20 protein-coding genes are annotated in these 22,450 nt (G+C 42.6%); 2 read left to right on the top strand and 18 right to left on the bottom strand.

The annotated features are described in order from the left end of the window. The first annotated feature begins 3 nt into the window (after positions 1–3). A complete protein-coding gene (locus tag K5677_RS11685; RefSeq protein WP_296728227.1) occupies positions 4–354 on the top strand; it encodes a zinc ribbon domain-containing protein in 351 nt (116 codons plus the stop codon). A gap of 42 nt (positions 355–396) precedes the next feature. Continuing rightward, positions 397–1,050, top strand: a complete 654-nt coding sequence (gene pyrE, locus K5677_RS11680; protein WP_296728225.1) for an orotate phosphoribosyltransferase — start codon at positions 397–399, stop codon at positions 1,048–1,050. 37 nt (positions 1,051–1,087) lie between these two features. Here pyrE and K5677_RS11675 read toward each other — a convergent pair whose 3' ends face one another. The 18 genes from K5677_RS11675 to K5677_RS11590 form a co-directional block, all read right to left on the bottom strand. Further along, positions 1,088–2,251 (bottom strand): permease, encoded by a 1,164-nt coding sequence (locus K5677_RS11675; protein WP_296728223.1) that lies wholly within the window; start codon positions 2,249–2,251, stop codon positions 1,088–1,090. Between the two features lie 265 nt (positions 2,252–2,516). Then, positions 2,517–4,118: an FAD-dependent oxidoreductase gene (locus tag K5677_RS11670; RefSeq protein WP_296728221.1), complete on the bottom strand. Its 1,602-nt coding sequence runs from the start codon at positions 4,116–4,118 to the stop codon at positions 2,517–2,519. 14 nt (positions 4,119–4,132) lie between these two features. Then, positions 4,133–4,816, bottom strand: a complete 684-nt coding sequence (locus K5677_RS11665) for a 4Fe-4S dicluster domain-containing protein (protein ID WP_296728219.1) — start codon at positions 4,814–4,816, stop codon at positions 4,133–4,135. Positions 4,817–4,831: 15 nt separating this feature from the next. Then, positions 4,832–5,659 (bottom strand): FAD/NAD(P)-binding protein, encoded by an 828-nt coding sequence (locus K5677_RS11660; RefSeq protein WP_296728217.1) that lies wholly within the window; start codon positions 5,657–5,659, stop codon positions 4,832–4,834. Continuing rightward, positions 5,659–6,678 (bottom strand): 4Fe-4S dicluster domain-containing protein, encoded by a 1,020-nt coding sequence (locus K5677_RS11655; protein ID WP_296728215.1) that lies wholly within the window; start codon positions 6,676–6,678, stop codon positions 5,659–5,661. Before K5677_RS11655 ends, K5677_RS11660 begins: the two co-directional genes overlap by 1 nt. Then, the gene (locus tag K5677_RS11650; RefSeq protein WP_296728213.1) at positions 6,678–7,649 is read right to left on the bottom strand and encodes a 4Fe-4S dicluster domain-containing protein; all 972 of its coding nucleotides are present in this window, start codon (positions 7,647–7,649) and stop codon (positions 6,678–6,680) included. The genes K5677_RS11655 and K5677_RS11650 overlap by 1 nt, the downstream gene beginning before the upstream one ends. After that, positions 7,634–8,080, bottom strand: coding sequence for a hydrogenase iron-sulfur subunit (locus K5677_RS11645; RefSeq protein ID WP_296728211.1), 447 nt, complete (start codon positions 8,078–8,080; stop codon positions 7,634–7,636). Before K5677_RS11645 ends, K5677_RS11650 begins: the two co-directional genes overlap by 16 nt. Beyond that, positions 8,071–10,062 carry a CoB--CoM heterodisulfide reductase iron-sulfur subunit A family protein gene (locus tag K5677_RS11640; RefSeq protein WP_296728209.1) on the bottom strand — a complete coding sequence of 664 codons (1,992 nt, stop codon included), beginning with the start codon at positions 10,060–10,062 and terminating at the stop codon, positions 8,071–8,073. Before K5677_RS11640 ends, K5677_RS11645 begins: the two co-directional genes overlap by 10 nt. 14 nt (positions 10,063–10,076) lie before the next feature. Next, positions 10,077–10,460, bottom strand: a complete 384-nt coding sequence (locus K5677_RS11635) for a 4Fe-4S dicluster domain-containing protein (protein WP_296728207.1) — start codon at positions 10,458–10,460, stop codon at positions 10,077–10,079. Then, positions 10,453–11,250, bottom strand: coding sequence for a CoB--CoM heterodisulfide reductase iron-sulfur subunit B family protein (locus K5677_RS11630; RefSeq protein ID WP_296728204.1), 798 nt, complete (start codon positions 11,248–11,250; stop codon positions 10,453–10,455). Before K5677_RS11630 ends, K5677_RS11635 begins: the two co-directional genes overlap by 8 nt. A 24-nt stretch (positions 11,251–11,274) precedes the next feature. Continuing rightward, positions 11,275–12,651, bottom strand: a complete 1,377-nt coding sequence (gene fumC, locus K5677_RS11625; RefSeq protein WP_296728202.1) for a class II fumarate hydratase — start codon at positions 12,649–12,651, stop codon at positions 11,275–11,277. Between the two features lie 514 nt (positions 12,652–13,165). Next, positions 13,166–13,813 carry a redox-sensing transcriptional repressor Rex gene (locus K5677_RS11620; protein ID WP_296728200.1) on the bottom strand — a complete coding sequence of 216 codons (648 nt, stop codon included), beginning with the start codon at positions 13,811–13,813 and terminating at the stop codon, positions 13,166–13,168. Between the two features lie 21 nt (positions 13,814–13,834). Next, complete coding sequence (locus K5677_RS11615) at positions 13,835–15,046, bottom strand: NADP-dependent isocitrate dehydrogenase (RefSeq protein WP_296728197.1); 1,212 nt, start codon at positions 15,044–15,046, stop codon at positions 13,835–13,837. 26 nt (positions 15,047–15,072) lie between these two features. Beyond that, positions 15,073–15,306 (bottom strand): hypothetical protein, encoded by a 234-nt coding sequence (locus K5677_RS11610; protein ID WP_296728194.1) that lies wholly within the window; start codon positions 15,304–15,306, stop codon positions 15,073–15,075. Between the two features lie 21 nt (positions 15,307–15,327). Continuing rightward, entirely contained in the window at positions 15,328–17,265 is a 1,938-nt protein-coding gene (locus tag K5677_RS11605) for an aconitate hydratase (protein ID WP_296728191.1), read from the bottom strand. A 130-nt stretch (positions 17,266–17,395) separates the two neighbouring features. Continuing rightward, positions 17,396–19,135 carry an ABC transporter ATP-binding protein gene (locus K5677_RS11600; protein ID WP_296728188.1) on the bottom strand — a complete coding sequence of 580 codons (1,740 nt, stop codon included), beginning with the start codon at positions 19,133–19,135 and terminating at the stop codon, positions 17,396–17,398. Next, complete coding sequence (locus K5677_RS11595) at positions 19,135–20,862, bottom strand: ABC transporter ATP-binding protein (protein ID WP_296728186.1); 1,728 nt, start codon at positions 20,860–20,862, stop codon at positions 19,135–19,137. Before K5677_RS11595 ends, K5677_RS11600 begins: the two co-directional genes overlap by 1 nt. 76 nt (positions 20,863–20,938) lie before the next feature. Beyond that, positions 20,939–22,171: a UDPGP type 1 family protein gene (locus K5677_RS11590; protein WP_296728184.1), complete on the bottom strand. Its 1,233-nt coding sequence runs from the start codon at positions 22,169–22,171 to the stop codon at positions 20,939–20,941. Between the last annotated feature and the right edge of the window lie 279 nt (positions 22,172–22,450).

Below are 22,450 nucleotides of genomic sequence, written 5' to 3'. Positions count from 1 at the left end.
CTGTTGTTCCATTGCGGCAAACCGATGATGAAAGGTTATTTTAAAATTGAAAAGCGCGGTATTCCTACAAAGGGTTCTTCTCTTGAATATCCTGTTTCAACTTTTTATGACGGAAATAATAAAATATGCGAAGTTCCTGTTGATAAGACGCTTGGATATTATTGCACGGAATGCGGTATGCTCATTGGTGTATTTCCTGTAACTCACCCAACCGGCTTTGCGGGAAAATACAATCAGGATATTGATGATAAAATTGATATTCTGCCCCAAAAAATATGCATCGAGTGCGGCGCTGAGATCGATGTTGATTATCCCCGCTGTCCGTTTTGCGGTCATATCTATGAGGCAATATAACAGCGTAAAACGATATTTATTTACATAATGGAGGTAGGTACAATGACTTACAAGGAAAGCTTTATAAAATTCATGGTGGATTGCGGAGTTCTTACATTTGGTGAGTTTACACTAAAAAGCGGAAGAAAGGCTCCTTACTTTATTAACTGTGGAAATTATAAAACAGGTGCTCAGCTTGCAAAACTTGGTGAATATTACGCAGAGTGCATAAATGCGAATAAGATACCTGTTGATACTCTGTTCGGACCTGCATATAAAGGAATCCCACTTGCTGTATCCGCTGTTGTTGCTCTCAGCAATAAATTTGGAATAGATGTTTCCTACTGTTTTGACAGAAAAGAAGCAAAAGATCATGGTGAGGGCGGAATGTTCGTTGGAAAGACTCTTACTGATAATGAGAAGGTAGTTATTATCGATGATGTTATGACTTCAGGAAAGGCTCTTCGTGAGTCTATGCCAAAGCTTATGACTGCTGCTGATGTAAATGTAACAGGTATGGTAATAACTGTTGATCGAATGGAAAAGGGCACAGGCGAGCTTTCTGCTGTACAGGAGGTAAAGCGCGATTTTGGTGTTATCGTATATCCTATCGTTACTATGGAGGATATTATCGAGGCTATCAAAAATGATATCGTTCCAGGTAAGGAATATCTTGATAAAATGCTGGAATACAGAGAAAAGTACGGTGTAAAATAAAAATAAAGCGCTTCCGCGATGGAAGCGCTCTTTATTTTTACTTGAAAAGTATTATCAGGAACTGTGATACAAGTACAACTGATATAAGTGCTACAGGGTATGTTGCTGCATATGCAGATGCAACATTTTCTGTTCCGGCTGTACTGATAAGAGTGCCAAGTGCAGGGGTAGAAGTCATACCGCCTGTTATAGAGCCAAGATTGTTGAGAAGGCTGAGTTTAAGAACATATTTAGCGAACAAATAGCCGATCACCATAGGAAGTACGGTCATTATTATTCCATATATAAAATATACTGCGTCAAAATACTGAACGAACTTAGCACCGCCGGAAACTCCTGCGCCAATAAGGAAGAACATAAGTCCAAGCTCACGGAACACCTTGAGTGTTGAATCTTTAGGCATTATGGAGAACTTTCCGATACGTCCGAAATGACCGAATATAAGGGATATAAGCAGGCACCCTCCTGTGGTGGACAGCGAGAAGTTGCCGAACTTGAAAGAACCGATTATTATTCCGAAAAAGGCAGCCATTGCAAACGGCATTATGCCGAAGCTATCCATTTCAATGAGCTTGAACATATTTTTCCCTTTTGCTTCCTTTTTGGAAGTTGGCGAAAGCAGTTCTCTTTCCTTTGCCATATCGGCTCTTGTAAGCTTTGGTATTATCTGAACAAAGAGTACAACGCCAATAACTCCAAAGATATAAGCGATAGCATAACCTACTGAAACTATACTCTGGAGATGGTCGTTTCCAACTGCATCTTTTGCAGCTGAGAAACCTGGAGTGCTTGTAAGCGCTCCTGAGAGTATTCCCGTAAGCATGGCTGTGAATTCTTCATTGTTAAGATCAGTGAAATTCCTGCCTATCATGATGCAGCCTGCACAGGCAAGTCCGCCGCTGAGAATAATAATTATTGCGAGAATAACATAGGATTTGAAGTTTTTCTTAAAGTTTCCAAAGAAATTTGGGCCTGCAATGAAGCCTACTGCTGTAACAAAGAGTATAAGTCCCAGGTTGTCAACTATTTTTAATGCATTTCCAACGAAATCCGTATTTATTTCAGCTGAAAGCTCTTTATAAAAAATACAGCCGTAAATAAGAGCGACGATGAATACGCCTGCAGTTCCGAGAGAAATGCCTTTAATTGTTATTCTGCCAAGTATATATCCAAGAGCAGCAATGGCGATTACTGATATCATAAGAAAAGAAACGCCATGTATTGACAGAATTCCATTAAAACAATCCATTATTTATCACTTAACTTTCTTTTGTAGTATAATGAAACCTCAATTACGCCTTATGGCAGCAATTGACCTGAACTTTGGTTCAGGGGCACAAATCCTTTATAATATGGAATTTGTGCATTATATTTCTTATTATCCTGTTTATTTTTCCCTGAATAGCAAAATAAAACAGACTGATATACATACTTTCGGGACGCCTTTTACGGCGTCCCATAGCTTTTTATTTTTTTCTTGCGTAATGAGGGAGAAGCATTGGAGAAGCTTCCTCGCTTGCAGCACCGGCTGCTTCGAGCTCATTATTAAACTTCTCTATATGAGCAAGTGTGAGTTTTGTCGGAGCAGGGACGTCCTTAGCTTTTGCAGCTGCGTAAATACCTGCATTTCTGCCAAATACGATTACATCGAGCAGCGAATTGCCCATAAGTCTGTTTCTGCCGTGAATACCGCCTGCGACCTCGCCTGCTGCGTAAAGATTTTCAACGCCTGTAGCACAGCTGTCAGATATTTCAAGTCCGCCGTTCTGATAGTGAAGTGTTGGATAAACGAGGATAGGTTCCTTGCGGATATCTATGCCGTATTTGCCGAACATTCTCATCATGGCAGGTATGCGCTTTTCAATAGTACCTTCGCCGTTCTTGAACTCTATCATAGGTGTATCAAGCCATACAGCCTTTCCGAGAGATGTTTCGATTCCTTTGCCGCGCTCAGTACACTCGCGGATTATTGAAGCCGCCGTAACATCACGAGTCTCAAGCGGGTGCATGAATACGTCGCCGTCAATATTTACAAGCTTAGCTCCCAGTGAACGCACTTTCTCTGTAACGAGAGCTCCAAAAATCTGCTCCGGGTAGCCTGTACCTGTTGGGTGATACTGGAGTGTATCTGCATAAAGAAGCTTTGCGCCTACACGATAGCCGAGAATAAGTCCGTCAGCTGTAGCACCATAGTGGTTTGAAGTCGGGAATCCCTGATAGTGGAGTCTGCCGGCGCCGCCTGTAGCAATGATAACAGTCTTTGCTTTGGCAACGAGGAGCTCCTTGGTCTCCATATTCATGAGAACAGCGCCTGCTGCTCTGCCGTTTTCATCAAGTATTATCTCGATAGCAGCTGTAAAGTCGATAACAGGTATACCGCGGTTTATTACCTCATCGCGGAGAGTACGCATTATTTCAGCACCTGAGTAATCCTTTGCGGCGTGCATTCTCTTTCTTGAAGTTCCGCCGCCGTGTGTTGTTACCATTGTTCCATCCGGTTCCTTGTCAAACTCTACGCCAAGCTTGTTGAGCCACTGAATAGCTTCAGGAGCTTTTGTGACCAGTTTTTTTACAAGCTCTGGTTTTGCAGCGAAGTGTCCGCCGCCGAATGCATCAAGAAAATGGATCGCAGGAGAATCGTTGGGTTTATCAGCTGCCTGAATACCGCCCTCAGCCATCATTGTATTAGCGTCGCCGATACGAAGCTTTGTGACTATCAACGTCTTAACGCCTGCTTCATCAGCTTCGATCGCAGCAGATGCGCCTGCACCGCCGCCGCCTATGACAAGAACATCGGTCTCATAATCAGGAGCAGTAAGGTCTACATCATCAGCGCTGATACGGCTCTTGCCCTGAAGAAGGGCGGCAAGTTGAGTAGGTACCTTGTCACCCTTGTTTACACCTGCGGAAAGAACTGTAAACTCGTCCTGCTTATAGTCAGGGTGAAAGTGAGCAAGAAGCTCGTCCTTTTCTTCTGCTGTCATACGTCTGGGTTCAAGAGCAGCATTTTCAGCTCTCTTAGCAGCAACGATTTTTGCAAGCTCATTAAGTTTATCTATCTTGTACATACTTTCTCCCCTCCTTACTTTTCGATCTCACGATGGTTGTACATATCTTTGATCTCTTCGATATTATCCACTGCTTTTGTCATAAGTTCTTCGATCTCCTTGTCGAAGATACCCTCATTTACTTCTTTTACTCTGTCGGAGAGGTGTCCGCACTCCGGCTCGATGTACTTACCATTGAGACGTCTTGCAAGCATAGCTACCTGTGGATGTGAAATACCAGCAGGACATCGCGATGAGCATACACCGCACATTACACAGTCAAAGCTCTCTTCTGCACACTTGTCGTATTCGCCGCGCTGAGCATATGCGATATACTGCATAACATTGAGTTCCTGAGTACAAGCCTTTGTACAGGCGTTGCAGCCTATACAGCTGTATATCTCGGGGTAAAGCTGCATCATTATCTGCTGAGTTGGTTTTATCTCTTCGATATTGTATACTCTTTTTTCAAGTGGGAAGAATGGTAATGTAGCAATATACATTCCCTCTTGTATCTCTGTCTGACAGGCAAGACAACCATGCAGCTCTATCTCACCTTTTATTCTGTATATGGTAGCACAGGCTCCGCAGAAGCCGTTTCTGCAGCCGCAGCCTCTTACAAGGTCATAGCCTGCATATTCCATAGCTGTCATTATTGTAAGACCTGCAGGCACTTCGTACTTTTTGCCGAACAGGTAAACATTCAACATATTATCCATGCGAGTATCTCCTTATCAATATTCGTCGGGCAGTTCGCCAAGCTGGTCGAAACGGAAAACAGGACCGTCCTTGCATACATATTTATTACCGATATTGCAGCGTCCGCATTTGCCAACTCCGCACTTCATGCGAAGCTCCATGGTAGTGTAGACCTGTGTTTCCTTAAAGCCAAGCTCCTTTAGTCCTGCAAGAGTGAACTTTATCATTATCGGAGGTCCGCAGATAAGCACAGTCTTGTTGATGGAAGGCTCAAGCTCCTTAACATAGTTCGGCACAAAACCTACATGACCGTCCCAACCGTCCTGAGGATTGTCTATAGTAAGGTTTACCTCTATTCCGTCATCGTTCATCCACTCATTGATTATCTCTTTATAATCGACCAGGTCATCCTTTGAACGAGAACCGTAGATAACCTGTACATCTCCGTAGTTAGCACGGTTATCACGTACATAGTTGATAACTGATCGTAGGGGGGCGAGGCCGATACCTCCTGCAATAAAGAGGAGATCCTTGCCCTTCAGTTCTGTTTCAACAGGGAATGCATTGCCGTATGGTCCGCGGATTGTTATCTGCTGACCAACGTCCATAGCGTGGAGCCAGTTTGTAAGGCATCCGCACTTCTTTATGCTGAATTCCATGAATTCTTTATTTGTTGGCGATGAGGTTATTGAAAACATAGCCTCACCAACGCCGGGGATAGACAGCATTGCGCACTGTCCCGGCATATGCTCAAAAACCTTGCCGCCCTCCGGAGAAACAACTCTGAAGGTCTTTACATCGGGAGTATCCTGTCTTATATCGGTAACTACACCAATGTAAGGTATTAATGTATCATTATTCATCACTTTACCTCCAATGCTTTCATTACCTTGACGATATTCATAGAAATGGGGCACTTTGAAAGACATCTTCCACAGCCTACGCATCCGAATTCACCGTTATTGTTTGCAGGGAAATATACCAGTTTGTGCATAAATCTCTGTCGGAAGCGCTCAAGCTGAGTAAGTCTTGGATTGCCGTGTGCCATCTTTGTAAAATCAGAGTACATACATGAATCCCAACAGCGGAAACGCTTTATTCCGTGTCCTGTATTGAAGTCCTTAATATCATAGCACTGACAGGTCGGGCAGACAAATGTACAGGTGCCACAGCCGAGACAGCTCTCGGACAGCTCTCCCCATTTGTCAGAGTTAAAGTACTCATTGAGCTTATCGCCGCCGAAATTATCAGTAGTAAGGTTGGCAAGAGGGAGCTTTTTGAGAATTTCTCTTGTCTTATTGCGTACTTCGTCGAGCTTTGCAGTATCGCCTTCTTCGAGAAGAGAAGCAACAGAGTCGATGAACTTCTTTCCCTTTTCATTATGTGCTTCGATGAATAAGCTTTCACCGTCACTGTAGCAGGCTGCATCGCCTTCGGGTGAAGCTGCATCAATGCCGAATGTTCCGCAGAAGCAGGTCTCGGCAGGACGTGTGCAAGCCATAGTAACGACAATTCCGTGATCGCGGCGGTTCTTGTAGTAGCTGTCCACAGGATCAACAAGGAATACCTTATCAAGTATTGTGAAGCTTCTTGCATCACAGGCACGAACACCGAATACTACAAAATCTTCTGATTCCTCACGCACGTCAATGACCTCAATGTTCTTTCCTTCCATTTTGAAGTCAACTAAATTTTCTGTCTGTGGGAAGAAGAAGTCTTTAGCACTGCGCAGTGTATTCAGAGCAGAGCTGAGCTTCATGCCGCTTTCGTACTTCTTATATTCAGCCGCACCATCCTCACGGTCAACAGGGATATAGAGGGTCTGTGAAGCTGAAATTGCTTCAAAAAGCTTATCAAGCTTATCAAGGGATATTTTTAGCATTATTCAACTCCCCTTTCATGCACTATAGACGCTTCGCAGTCGTCCTGCTTATAATCATTAAGAGGAGCGCGTGATGTGCTGTCCTCACCTGCCTGATACTCACCGTAAAGACTATTGATGTCCTTGATAAATTTTCGGTTGATGAGATGCAACGGTATATGCTGCGGACAAACTCTTGAGCACTCGCCGCAGTCAGTACATCTTCCTGCAACATGGAATGCACGGATTATATGGAACATATTCTCCTCAAAGCTGTCGGCAGGAGCCTTATTTTCAGCACCTGAATCCGGGTTATCAAAAACACATTTCTCACAGGTGCAGGCTGGACAGACATTTCTGCACGCATTGCATCGAATACACTTTGAAAGCTCTCCGCGCCAGAAGTCATAACGTTCCTGAGCGGTCATATTTTCAAGCTTTTCTACCATGTCAAATCGGTTTGAGTCGAGTACATCACCCTCCTCACCTATCAGTTCATCGAAGACAACGTGCTTCTTGCTCTTGCATGAAGCACATTTATCAAGGACAGCTTCATAAAACGGCATAGTTTCCTCGCCATAAACTGTATCAATTTTAAGAGTATAGTTATCGTTTTTCACACTTAGAATACCTGATATGCCCTTTGCCTTTATCTTTTCTGCGTCAAGCTTCGGACCGCCCGGAATTCCTACTATATAAATGTTCTCGCGGACTACTCTGTGCTCTTTTATGAGCTGATTGAAGCTGTAAGTATCGCAGGGCTTCAGAAAAGCAAGTATCTTTCCCTCTTTCCTGCTTTCCTTAACGAGATACTTTGATACATTTGCAGCCGTGAAATCATCGTATACGAACTCTTTTTCAAGCTCCTCAGCAGTCTTGAATACAGCGGGAGTTATATCATAAGCAAATTCTCCCCTCTTCCAGCCGATAACGCGGTTCACAGTACCATCAGCCAGAAGCTGTTTTGCCTTATTTATCATTGCTTCCTGCATCTCAGGTCCTCCAATCTGCGGTTTGGTCCCAGCTTTCTTACACTTTCAGTGAATTCGTTCATGGTAGCCGCGAACTTAGCGCCTTCTGCTGCCGATACCCATTCAACTCTTGTTCTGCCGCGCTCTATGCCGAGGAAATCCAGCATACTGAACAGCAGAGTCATTCTTCTTCTTGTAAAATAGTTACCTGATGTATAGTGACAGTCACCGGGGTGGCAGCCGCAGAGAATTATTCCGTCAGCGCCGCGCTGGAAAGCTCTGAGTATGAACATAGAATTTACTCTGCATGAACATGGAACTCTGATTATCTTGACATTTGCAGGATAATTCAGTCTGTTTGTGCCTGAAAGATCAGCTCCTGCGTATGAACACCAGTTACAGCAGAACGCAACGATCAGCGGCTGAAAATCTTTATTATCATTTACTTGCATATTGCGTCCACCTCCGACATGATCTGACTGTTTGAGAAGCCGTTCAAGTCCATAGCTCCCGACGGACAAGCAACTGTACAAGCACCGCAGCCCTGGCATACAGCAGGATTAACGCTTGCAACTCTGCGGATAGCAGTTGTTCTGTCCGGCATTCTGAATTCTTTGTCAACATATGTGATAGCACCGTATGGACATACCTTTTCACATGATGAACAGCCGTTGCACATGAGCTCATCAGAATGAGCAACGCATGGATTACAGGTTATACTGTTTTTAACAAGCAGACCGATTGCCTTAGCGGCAGCCGCACTTGCCTGTGCAACAGTTTCGGGGATATCCTTTGGTCCCTGGCAAGCACCTGAGAGGAATATTCCTGCTGTAGCGCTCTCTACGGGACGAAGCTTTGGGTGCGCCTCTGTAAAGAAGTCGTTTGTGTCCATCTGGGTCGTAAGCATAGTAGCCAGCGGACGCGCTGTCTTATCCGGCTCGATAGCTGCCGCAAGAACGACCATATCTGCGTCGATATGGAGCTGTTCGTTAGCAAGCAGATCAGAAGCCTGTACATCTATCTTTCCGTCTGAGCGAGGCGTTACCTTGCCGACCATACCCTTGATGTAGTGAACATTGTACTGTTCAACGGCGCGGCGATAGAACTCATCAAAGTTCTTGCCAGGGGTACGGACATCTATGTAGAACACATAAACCTCTGTGTCAGGATATTTCTCACGGATAAGCATTGCGTGTTTAGCAGTATACATACAGCATATCTTCGAGCAGTACGGCTTGCCCTTGCTGTCATCACATCTCGAACCGACACACTGTACGAAAACGATCTTGTGAGGATGAGTTTTATCAGAAGGTCTGAGAAGTGTGCCTCCGTTAGGACCTGCGGCGTTCATAAGTCTTTCAAGCTCAAGTGATGTAACTACATCGGCACACTGATTGTAAGCAAACTCGTCGTACTTGTCGAGCTTGATAGGATTAAAGCCTGTAGCTACAATAATAGCACCGTATTTCTGCTCGATGTACTTGTCCTCCTGTTTATAGTCGATAGCTCCCACAGAGCATACTGACGAGCAGATACCGCATTTTCCCTTTTGCAGCATCATGCAGTGTGCAGGATCGATAGTTGCGACCTTTGGAACTGCCTGAGCAAATGGAATGTATATAGCTGTGCGGTTATCAAGTCCCATATTGAACTCATTAGGCACCTTCTTCATGGGACATTTTTCTGTGCAAAGACCACAGCCTGTACATTTCGTCTCATCGACAAAACGAGCCTTTTTCTTTATTTTTACTGTAAAGTTGCCGACAAATCCCTTTACATCTGCCACCTCACTGAATGAGTGTATGGTTATATGCTCATTCTGAGAAGCTTCCACCATTTTTGGCGTAAGGATACAAGCGGCGCAGTCAAGAGTTGGGAAGGTCTTGTCTATCTGTGCCATTTTTCCGCCGATAGTTGGATTCTTCTCTACGATATCAACATCAAAGCCCGCCTCAGCGATATCAAGGGCTGTCTGGATTCCTGCTATACCGCCGCCGATAACGAGGGCACGTTTAACAACAGGACTTTCACCTGCTGTAAGAGGAGAATTGAGATGTACCTTTGCAACTGCTGCTTTTCCGAGAATAATAGCTTTCTCAGTAGCGGAAGCGATATCCTTGTGTATCCATGAGCACTGCTCGCGGATATTTGCTATTTCAACGAGATATGGATTAAGACCTGCTGAAGCAGCAGCCTTTCTGAATGTATTCTCATGCATTCTTGGTGAACATGAGCAAACTACTACACCTGTGAGGTTATGCTCCTTTATTGCATTCTTAACGAGATTCTGTCCCGATTCGGAGCACATATACTGATAATCCTGAGAGATAACAACTCCAGGCTCATGCCCAAGCGCTTCGGCTACGGCTTTGACATCTACCGTTGCAGCAATATTAGTACCGCAATGACAGACAAAAACGCCTATTCTTTTCATGGTGCTGTCTCTCCTTACTTTATGTATTTTCTGAATGCAGTAACGATAGCCTGCTGAGGCAGATCATCGTCGAGCAATTCGGGTATCTGATTTGGATTCATGTGATTATTGCCCTGCTTGCGTACTGCTGCAAGACGCACAGCTTCTACTACTTTTGCAGGCTCAACATTACGGGGACATCTGTCTACACAGGCGAAACAGGTAAGACATTTATATATTGATTTTGAATTCATCAGTGTCTCAATGTCTCCTCGTTCTACCATGTATACGAACTGATGTGGATGATATTCCATTTCGTCATATGAAGGGCAGGTTCCCGAGCATTTTCCGCAGCGCATACATTTAAGCACATTGACACCGCTTGAACGCAGGACCTGTTCTTTTAAGTTCTTATCCATTTTGAACCTCCTTCAAGCCAAGAGCCTCAGCAAGCAGCTCTGTAAAATAATATACAGGAAGCTCTGAATCTGAGTTTTTCTTAAGATTATAAAGACACAGAGGACAGGCAGTGATTATCATATCAGCGCCTTGATCTTTAGCTGAATGAACAACAGCACTGCTTCTTTTGACAGCCTGAGCTTTATCCTCAAGTGTTATATAACCGCCGCAGCACTCGTTTCTCTGAGCGTATATAACAGGAGTTCCGCCGATAGCTTTAATAAAATCCTCCATTATAGACGGATTCTCGGGATCGTCCATAGCAAGCGCCTTTGAAGGGCGAAGAAGCAGACATCCGTAATATGCAGCGATTTTCTTTCCTTTCAGAGGATTTACAACCTTTTGTGCAAGGTTATCGAATCCTACAACATCGCGGAGCATTTCAAGGTAGTGATAAACGGTAGTTTCACCATTATAAGGCTGAGAAAGCTTCAGATAGTTATTGACCTTTTCTGCCAGTTCTCCGTCATTTGAAATATCGTAATTTGTTTGCTTTATAACGTTATGACAGGCTGAACAGACTGTGATAAGCGGTCTGTTGTTCTCTTTAGCAGAGTTCAGCGTCCTCACAGCGGAAAGCTTTGTGGCTATCTCATCTTTAGCAGTAGTATAAGCACCGCCGCAGCACTGCCATTCAGCTGGTTCTTCAAGTCTTATACTGAGAAATTCAGCGCTTTTTCTTGCATAGGTATCAAGATCCTTAGCTTTAGTTCTCAATGTACACCCGGGGTAATAAGTAAAGGTTTCCATATATGCGATTCCTTTCTTGTATGATCAGACCATTTCCTCTGGATGGAACACTTCGTCAAAACGCTCAGCAGAGAGAAAACCGAGTTCAACGCAGGCTTCTTTGAGAGAAATATTGTCTTTATATGCTTTTTTTGCTGTTTTTGCGGCATTTTCATAGCCGATATAAGGGTTAAGCGCAGTTACCAGCATAAGTGAATTATGGAGATTATGATGCATTTTCTCCTTATTTGCTTTGATGCCTACAGCACAGTTCTTGTTGAATGAAGTTATGGATTCAGCAAGAAGCCTTGCAGATTGCAGAAAATTGTATGCGCAGACAGGCATGAACACATTGAGTTCAAAGTTACCCTGAGAAGCCGCCATACCGACAGTAACATCGTTTCCCATTACCTGTACTGCAACCATAGTTACCTGTTCACACTGTGTCGGGTTTACCTTACCGGGCATTATAGATGAACCCGGCTCATTTTCGGGAATATTTATTTCGCCAAGTCCGTCACGAGGACCGGATGCAAGCCATCTAACATCGTTTGCGATCTTCATCATATCAGCTGCAAGTGCTTTAAGTGCGCCATGTGCAAATACTATTTCGTCTTTTGAAGTGAGGGAGTGGAATTTATTGGGAGATGATATGAATTTTTTTCCTGTAAGCTCACTGATTTTTTTTGCTGCCTTGTCAGCAAAGCCCTTAGGCGCATTAAGACCTGTACCTACTGCTGTACCGCCTACGGCAAGCTCTTTCAGTTCTTCACAAGCGGTAAGGAGCATTTTTTTATCCTTTTCAAGTGAAGCTCTCCAGCCGCTTATCTCTTGTGAAAACTTGATAGGAGTTGCATCCTGCAAATGAGTGCGGCCGCTTTTGACGATGCCTTCATTTTCTTTTTCGAGTCGCCTGAAAGTCTCTATAAGAGCCTCTACAGCGGGAATAACCTTGTCTTCAACAGCAAGAACAGCTGCAATATGCATAGCTGTAGGAAATGTGTCATTCGATGACTGACTCATATTTATATCGTCGTTTGGGTGGAGCAGCTTTGAACCTGCTACCTCATTGCCTCTGTTGGCAATGACCTCATTAGTGTTCATATTGGACTGAGTACCACTGCCTGTCTGCCATACAACAAGCGGAAAATGCTCATTCAGAGAACCGCTTATGACCTCATCGCAAGCCTGGCAGATAGCATCAAGCTTTTCTTCGGTCATTTTTTCAGGCATTAGCTCATGATTTGCAAGAGCAGCAGCTTTTTTTAGTATTCCAAGTGCATGAGTGATCTCACGCGGCATTGTTTCGATGCCTACACCGATAAGAAAATTTTCGTGGCTGCGCTCGGTCTGAGCACCCCAGTACTTATCAGCAGGGACCTTTACCTCGCCCATAGAATCATGTTCAACGCGATAATCCATTTTAATATCCTCTCCCAGAAAAATATTGGATCCTGTGTCGAAAGACATCAGAATACAGTTTAAACTATCACATATATTAAGTATAACAGCATATTATGAATAATTCAAATTCAAGTTAAGAATATCGCTATTCTGATATTGATATATAATTAACAATGATAAATTTTCAAAAATTTTATATAATACAGCCGCAGTATATTTGTTTTTATATTACTGATTTAGTAGGTTTTGACTTTTCAGGAAAACAACTATAGTTTTATACTCTTTAGACTTACAATACGTAATAATATAGGCATAAAGCACAACAAAACCAATGGTCATTATTCTGATATTTTATTATTAGCATCTTATTTTTTGGAAAAACATTGCTTTTATTTTTATTCAAACCTTATAATTATATATAAAAATATCGAATATAAAAATTCCTGTTTATATATAACACGTTATGGAATTTGATATTTTTTTCACAACCCAACATAAAAAAACGAAGCAGTTACCTGCTTCGTTTTAAGATTTATTTGTTTTCGCCCGATTCAAGATTATTTAATCCATATGAAAGAGTGGTAAGACTGTCTCCAAGATGAACATTTTCCACAGCTATGCCCTTGTGAGTGACCTTCAGGTCATAATGAGTAAAATTCCAGAACGCCTTTATTCCGCACTCTATAAGGGTATTTGCAAGCTTTTCGGCTGCGTTCATAGGAACACATAGAATAGCAGCAACAGGTTTGTATTCAGCACAGAATGTACTAAGCTCATCGACGCTTCTGACTTTGAGTTCGCCTATCTCCTTACCGATAATATCAGGATTTACGTCAAAAGCCCCGATAAGATCAAAGCCTTTGTTATGAAAATCGATATGCGAAGCTATAGCTTTGCCAAGATTACCTGCACCGAGAAGTATCATAGGTGTCTGTTTGTCAAGTCCGAGTATCTTGCCTATTTCAAGTCGGAGATCACTGACGTTATAACCGTAGCCCTGCTGACCGAATTCACCGAAGCAATTGAAGTCCTGTCTGATCTGAGAAGCTGTAAGTCCCATTTTTTCGGAAAGCTCTCTTGAGGATATTCTTATATAGCCGTTATGTTCAAGTTCACCGAGAAAACGGTAATAACGAGGAAGTCTTCTGATTACAGAGTTTGATATTGAGTCCTTTGACATTATTATATGCCTTCTCTCTTATTACATTAATTTATCAAGTCTGATCTTTATTTCGTCAAGGAAGGTCTTGGAATCGACCTTTTTCTTGTTGTCAAGCTTTGATATAAGATAAAGATCTCCTGTCATTACGCCGTCCTCAATAGTCTGGATAGTTGCTTTTTCAAGCTTGTCAGCAAATGTGCAAAGCTCGGGAGTATTATCAAGCTCTCCCCTCTTTCTGAGAGCGCCGCTCCATGCGAAGATAGTAGCAACAGAGTTTGTCGATGTTTCTTCGCCTTTGAGATACTTATAATAGTGGCGCTGAACAGTTCCGTGGGCAGCCTCATATTCGTAGATCCCATCAGGAGAAACGAGAACTGAAGTCATCATTGCCAGACTTCCGTATGCTGTAGAAACCATATCTGACATTACATCGCCGTCGTAGTTCTTGCAAGCCCAGATATATCCGCCGTTTGAACGGATAACTCTTGCTACTGCGTCATCAATGAGAGTATAGAAATACTCAATGCCTGCTGCTTCATACTTATCTTTGTACTCGTTATCATATATCTCCTGGAAAATATCCTTGAAGCGGTGATCATATTTCTTTGAGATAGTATCCTTTGAAGCGAACCAGACATCCTGTTTAAGGTCGAGACCATAATTCAGGCAAGCTCTTGCGAAACCTGCGATAGAAGCGTCAAGGTTGTGAAGTCCTTGAATTATACCGTCGCACTTTGTGAATTCGTGTATAAGCTCACGTGTCTCGTTACCGTTTTCATCAGTTACAACGAGCTCAGCCTTACTGCCCTTGTTTACGCGCATTTCTGTATTCTTATATACATCGCCGTATGCGTGACGAGCTATTGTGATAGGCTTTGTCCATGTAGGGATATATGGCTCGATTCCCTTAACAATGATAGGGGTGCGGAAAACAGTGCCATCAAGAGCCGCACGGATAGTTCCGTTAGGTGATTTCCACATCTGAGTAAGGTTGTATTCAGGCATTCTTGCGGCGTTAGGTGTGATGGTTGCACACTTTACTGCAACGCCGTACTTCTTTGTAGCCTCAGCGGAGTCAATTGTTACCTGATCCTTTGTTTCTTCTCTGTGTTTCAGACCAAGGTCGTAGTATTCTGTATTCAGCTCTACATATGGTTCGAGGAGAGTCTCCTTGATCCACTGCCAGAGAATTCTTGTCATCTCGTCGCCGTCCATTTCGACAAGCGGTGTTTTCATAGTGATTTTTGACATAGGTTAAAACCTCCTTAAACTTATAATCAGTCAGAAATAATCAATTCCAGTATGATAATAATAACGAATACTGCTATTGTTTCTACTATACGTTTTCTTTTATCATCCATATCAGGAAAGATTTTTTTGAAAAACCATTCAAAAACGCCGAGAATAACTACTCCGATAAAAAGAACTATCCAGTCTTTTTTAGTTCTTGGCAGTCTGATGATTCTCGTCATAGCGATCATACTGTTGCTCAAAATATTCTGCCAAAACATTTATCAGTCTCCCTGAAGGTATCACTTCATAGACTCTCTTGTAAAGTCAAGAAGTCCTCCTGCAAGCATGATATCCTTTGTACGTCCTGAAAGCTCACAAAGTACAGGTATCTCCTTGCCATTAGTCTTGTTTACAACTGTAAGTTGGCTCTTTCCTTCCTCAACAGCCTTTCTGACATCTGCGAGTACGAGTTCGTCGCCCTGTGCGATAGAATCGTAGTCAGCTTCGTTTACAAATGTAAGCGGCAGAATGCCGGCGTTTATAAGGTTTGCGCGATGGATACGAGCAAATGACTTAACGAGAACAGCCTTTACACCAAGATAAAGAGGTGCAAGAGCAGCGTGCTCTCTTGATGAGCCCTGTCCGTAGTTGGAGCCGCCCACGATTATGCTCTTGCCGAGAGATTTAGCTCTCTCAGGGAAGCTTTCATCACATACAGCAAAGCAGTGCTGTGATATTTTCGGGATATTTGAACGAAGCGGAAGTATCTTAGCTCCGGCAGGCATGATGTGGTCAGTAGTGATATTGTCGCCCACCTTGAGTGATACAGGCGCATCAATGGTCTCAAGAAGCGGAGCAGTCTCAGGATATGGCTTGATATTAGGTCCGCGAAGTATTTCAATGCTGTCCATTTCCTCAACTGAAGCCGGTGGAACGATCATATTGTCGTTGATAACGAATTCTTCGGGGAGCTTGAATTCAGGCATATCGCCAAGCTCTCTCGGATCAGTGAGATAACCTGTGAGTGCGGAAACTGCTGCCATTTCAGGAGAAACGAGGTATATCTGACCGTCCTTTGTTCCTGAACGCCCCTCAAAGTTTCTGTTGAAGGTTCTTAAAGAGATACCCTTTGAGTTAGGAGACTGTCCCATACCGATACAAGGACCGCAGGCACTTTCAAGTATTCTTGCGCCGGCGTCGATAAGTATAGAGAGCGCTCCGTTCTGAGCAAGCATATTGAGAACCTGCTTTGAACCGGGTGCGATAGCAAGCGATACGTCAGGATTTACAGTTTTGCCTTTAAGTATATGCGCTACCTTGAGCATATCAAGCAGTGAAGAGTTTGTACATGAACCGATGCACACCTGATCTATCTTGAGTCTGCCTATCTCTTCAACACTCTTAACGTTGTCAGGAGAATGAGGACAGGCTGCAAGAGGAACCAGTTCGCTGAGGTTGATTTTTAGCTCCTCGTCATATACAGCATCAGCATCAGCAGCAAGAGGAGTCCATACCTCTTCACGCTTCTGAGCCTTGAGGAACTGCTTCGTGATCTCGTCAGATGGGAAGATAGACGTTGTAGCACCAAGCTCGGCACCCATATTAGTTATAGTAGCTCTTTCGGGAACTGAGAGAGTCTTTACGCCCTCACCGCAGTACTCAATGACCTTGCCTACACCGCCTTTAACGGACATTCTTCTGAGGACTTCGAGGATAACGTCCTTTGCAGCTACCCACGGCTGCAGCTTTCCTGTAAGTTCAACTTTAACGACCTTCGGACAAGTTATGTAGTATGCACCGCCGCCCATAGCAACAGCAACATCAAGTCCGCCTGCACCGATAGCGATCATACCGATACCACCGCCTGTAGGTGTATGGCTGTCAGAACCTATAAGAGTTTTTCCCGGGATACCAAAACGCTCAAGGTGTACCTGATGACAGATACCATTGCCGGGACGTGAGAAGTATATACCATGCTTTTTTGCAACGCTTCCGATGAATCTGTGATCATCGGCGTTCTCAAAACCGTTCTGGAGAGTATTGTGATCTATGTAAGCAACGGAACGCTCAGTCTTTACGCGAGGAACGCCGATAGCTTCAAATTCGAGGTAAGCCATTGTGCCTGTGGCGTCCTGAGTAAGAGTCTGATCGATACGGATACCGATCTCTTGTCCCTTTACGTATTCGCCGTCTACCAAGTGTGCTTTGAGGATCTTTTCAGTTAAAGTTAAACCCATTGAAGATCATTCCTTTCAATACATAAAAAAATACATATTTATTTTACAACATTTCGAGCAGTTTGTCAAGAATTAAACAAAGTTTTTTATAAGAAACAAAAAGAGCTTCATAATAAACTCTTTTTTACTTTTATGAAGCAAACTGGCTATTATACAGTTCTGCGTAAAATCCGCCTTTTTTCATTAGCGTACTGTGATCACCCTGCTCGATGATATTACCTTGCTTCATTACAAGAATAACATCTGAGCTTTTTATTGTTGAGAGTCTATGAGCAATGACAAAGCTTGTTCTGCCCTCCATAAGCTTCAGAAAAGCTTTCTGGATACGCTGTTCTGTACGCAGGTCTATCGAACTTGTCGCCTCATCGAGAATAAGCATTGGCGGATTCATTAGCATTATCCTTGCAATACATATAAGCTGTTTTTGTCCTTGGGAGAGACCACTGTCTTCGCTGATAACTGTATCGTAGCCGTTTGGAAGCCTTTTTATAAATCCGTGAGCGTAAACCGCCTTTGCAGCTTCGTATATCTGCTCGCGTGTAGCATCCGGAGCTCCATAAGCAATGTTTTCGGCTACAGTTCCTGTAAATATCCATGTTTCCTGCAAAACCATTCCGAAGCAGCTTCTCAGACTGTCACGAGTTATATCATTGATGTTTTTGCCTGATATTTTGATTATTCCGCTGTTGATATCATAGAAACGGAGCAGAAGGTTGATTATGGTAGATTTTCCGCAGCCTGTAGGACCGACTATTGCTATACGCTGTCCGCTTTTTACATCAAGGCTGAAATTTTCAATAAGCTTTCGCTCCGGAGTATATGAGAAGAATACTTCGTCGAATTCAAGACTTCCGTCGCAAGAGGTAAGCTTTTCCTTACCGTAATCATCAGAAACCTCTTCTTCATCGAGAACATCAAATACACGTTGTGCAGAGGCAATAGCATTCTGAAGCTCTGCGATAACACCTGATATTTCATTAAAAGGCTTTGTGTACTGATTGGCATAGGCAAGGAAGCTTGAAAGCTTTCCAACCGACATATAGCCGATTATTGAGGAATAACCAATAACGCCAAGAGCTCCAAGCATACCTACTGATGCATAAATAAGTCCATTTACGAAACGTGTAGTCGGATTTGTCATTGAGCTGAAAAATGTAGCCTTAGTTCCGATTTTTCCGTAATCGTTATTTATTTTGTCGAATCTTTTTTCTGCTCTTTCGTCATAAACAAATGCCTTTACTATTTTTTGATTTCCTGCCATTTCCTCGGCAAGTCCAACCATATCACCGCGAAGTTTTGACTGTTTCACGTAGGAATCATGAGAAGCTTTGGTAATTCGTGATGCTGCAACAAAAGAAAGCGGTGTAAGGATTACAACAACAATTGCGATCTTGACATTTATGGTCATCATAAAAATGAGAGTGCCGATAATTGTAACGATACCACTGAAAAACTGAGTAAATCCCTGTAGTAATCCGTCCGAAATTATCTCAATATCGTTTATAACACGGCTTGTAAGCTCGCCTTTTGTATGTCCGTCGATATACTTTAGCGGAACTCTTTCGAGCTTGTTGAAAATATCCGACCTCAGATCGCGGATTGTAAGAAAAGCAAGTTTATTTGTGCACAAGCTCATGAGCCACTGAAAAATGGTGCTTGAAACTACTATAGCCGAAAGAGTTATAATTATTTTAAGAAGTTTATTGAAGTCTACATTGCCTTTACCAAGACAACAGTCTACTGCTTCACCGATAAAAACAGGAACAGACAGTGAAAGTGCTACTCCTAAGCCGGCAAAAAGCACCGTCAGAATAAAGAACTTCATATAGGGACGAGCATATGAGAAAACTCTCTTTAGTGTTTTTTTCATTATTCTCTCCCCTCCTTCTGTGTCATCTGAGAACAGTAAATCTCGCGGTAAACATCACAGCTTTCGACAAGCTCATCATGAGTACCGACCCCGACAGCATTGCCATCGTCCATAACGATTATTTTATCTGCGTCCTTGAGAGACGTGGTTCGCTGAGATATCATTACAACGGTAGTATTCGGCATATCGCTTTTTATAGCCCTTCTCAGAGCAAGGTCTGTTCTGTAATCCAAAGCACTTGTAGAATCATCAAGGATAAGGATATCAGGAGAACCAATAAGCGCACGGGCAATAGCTATCCTTTGCTTCTGGCCGCCTGAAAAATTCTTTCCTCCCTGAGAAATCAAGGTATCCAGTCCGCTTTTAGTTTGTTTAACAAATTCCCATGCCTGAGCGATTTTTAGTGCTGAGATTATTTCATTATCGGTAGCATCAGCTTTTCTCCAACGCATATTTTCACGTATGGTCCCGGAGAAAAGCACCGCTTTCTGCGGAACAGTGCCTATCCTGCTTCTAAGTGAATCTGCATCGAAGTCGTTGACGTTTACTCCCGAAATGCTTACTTCACCTTTTGTTGCACGATAAAAGCATGGTATAAGGTTGGCGAGTGTGGATTTTCCGCAGCCTGTACCACCGATTATTCCAAGCATTTGTCCTTTATTCAGCGAAAAGCTTATATTCTTCACAGAATAATCGCCTGCCCCTTCGTAAGAGAATGAAACATCACTGAATTCTATAAATCTTTCGGTTTTTTTATTAAAATCTGATATATTACCGCTTTTTTCAGTCGATAGTGCAAATACCTCGCTTATTCTGTTAGCAGAAGCAAGAGCTTTTGCGAATATAACGATAAGGTTTGCAAGGACAACAAGCGCGAGAAGTATCTGCGTCATATAGTTGATGAATGCTGTCAGCTCTCCCTGTGTAAGTCCGCCGATATTTATTCGTTTGCCGCCAAACCATATTACGGCAACAATACCGAGATTCATGATCATAAATGCTGCCGGATTGAGTATAGCTGATATTTTACCTACGGCAATTGAACAAGCTGATATTTCGTCTACAGCGTCCCTGAACTCATCTATTTCTTCCTGCTGACGCGAAAAAGCGCGTATTACTCTTGTGCCTTCCAGCCCCTCACGTGTCAGGGTTGAGGCTCTGTCGAGACATTTCTGTGTTTTTTTGTACATTGGAACGGTCTTTTTCATTATAATGAATATAATTATTGAAATAAGCGGCGCAACTACAAAGAAAATAAGCGAAAGCTTTACATCTATGGTCACAGCCATTACAGCAGCTCCTATAACAAGAAAAGGTGCTCTTACCGCAAGACGGATAAACATATTAACTCCGTTCTGAACAGTTGTTGAGTCATTTGTAAGTCTGTTCACCAGCGAAGAAGTTCCTATTTTATCAATATTGCTGTATGAAAGCTTGTTGATATGCTTATATAACGCCGATCGAAGCTCTGTTCCAAAGCCATAGGCGCATTTTGCCGCAAGGTACTGGCAGGTCAAAGCAAAACAAAGACCACAAACACCAAGCAGAACAATAAGTCCGCTCATTCTGAAAATATACGAGCTGTCGTTTCTGCCTATCCCGTTGTCGATTATCCTTGCCATTACAACAGGTACTATAAGCTCGAAGATAGCTTCCAATAGCTTGAAAAAAGGTCCGAATATAAGCTCTTTCTTATAATTATTCAGATATTTCAAAAGATTTTTCATTTGTAATTATTACACCCACTTTTTCTATACATAGGCAACGACACTTTTGAATAATCAAAAGTGTCGTTATTTGCTTTTATATAGTTATGCCGTTTTCTTTAAGAAGCTCTCTTGCAGAATCAACAGAATCAACACCTGTAGCATTTTTTACAGGAGCAAATTCTTTTTCACGGACTACCTCATATGCAAGACAGCTATCCTGCATATGAACCATATCAAGAACAAGAGTCTCGAATTTATGACCATTTGGTTCGGTCGGGACAATATATGTGCCGTTATTGTTCATATAAGGTATTTTTTTGTCAACTATATGTACAGGCAGCTTTTTATCGCATATCTCTTCGAGTTTTTCAATATTGAAAAGATAATTGAGGATAACTCCGTATTTATATGCCAGCTCTCCGTTCTTGTTGAGAAGAGTGCGCATTTCCTCTGTCATCTCATAATACTCAACGATAGAGGGCATACCGTCTTCAAGGCAGAGAACTCCGACTTTTTCGTCCGGGGAAGCCTTGCTGACGACCTTGCCGCCTGATTGTAGACCTGATTTTATAACTGCTCCGATAAATCCGGGATCGGCAATACGCTGAAGAACATTGTCAACAGCAAAAACATTGAGCCATTCTACGCCTTTAGCCTTTATTTCATCAAGAAGTCCTGCTCTTACCAATGATGAGAACCAGCCGCCGTTGCCGTTGGGAGATATGGATATCTTTGACTTGCTTTCCATAAGCACCTTACCGTCAAAATCAACGGAAGGAGCCATATCCTGAATAAAGAAACGGATATACTGAGGATCATATCCGAAATAATTCTTTTCTTTGAAAAACTCTGTTGTATCCTTATGATTTTTCTCACTGGTCATGATATACAGCGGTATCCATGAATCTGCAAGCTTTACAATATCCATTAGATTATTGATAAGGCACTGGAAAATATAGAGTTCTTTGTTTACGCCTATGTTAAACATTCCTTTTGGCTTATCGAAACCAAGTCTTGTACCCTGTCCGCCTGCTAAAAGTACAGCTGCTGCTTTGCCTGCCTTAATAGCTTCAATTCCGATTTTTATGTATTCATCGCTGTTTTGGGCAATATCATCTATCGTTACGGCGCCAAGCGGCTCAAATTTTCCGCGAACTGAATTACTGTTTTTTTCAGCATTAAGATTGTCGAGAACAGAAAAATCAATAATCTCGATCTGACTAAGAAGCTCCTGTTTGCCTGCTTCGTCAAGTTCATCATAGTGCTTTAAAATGTGTTCCTGTCCGTACTGTGAGAGGATACGGAGCGCGTCATATCGATTAATCATAAACTCCTCCTTGAAAATGGCATTTTACGCAATATAATTTTATTTATTATAACATATGATATCAGAATAGTCAATGGCATTAATGTACAATATTATGCTATTTATTGCTGTACTAAATAAGCATCCCCCGGCAAAGCCTAATGTCATTAAGCTAAGGAAAAACAAAATAGTCACAGGGTGAACAAAGATCCTGTGACTATTTTTATGAATATAATGTAAATTTTTGCAAAAAGGTATTGACAAAAAGCCGAAAATGTGCGGCGAAGCCAATCAGATATA

The sequence above is a fragment of the Ruminococcus sp. genome, assembly GCF_024684275.1.
Note: the sequence above shows the minus strand (reverse complement) of the source record. Positions and strands in the feature narration are given on the sequence as shown.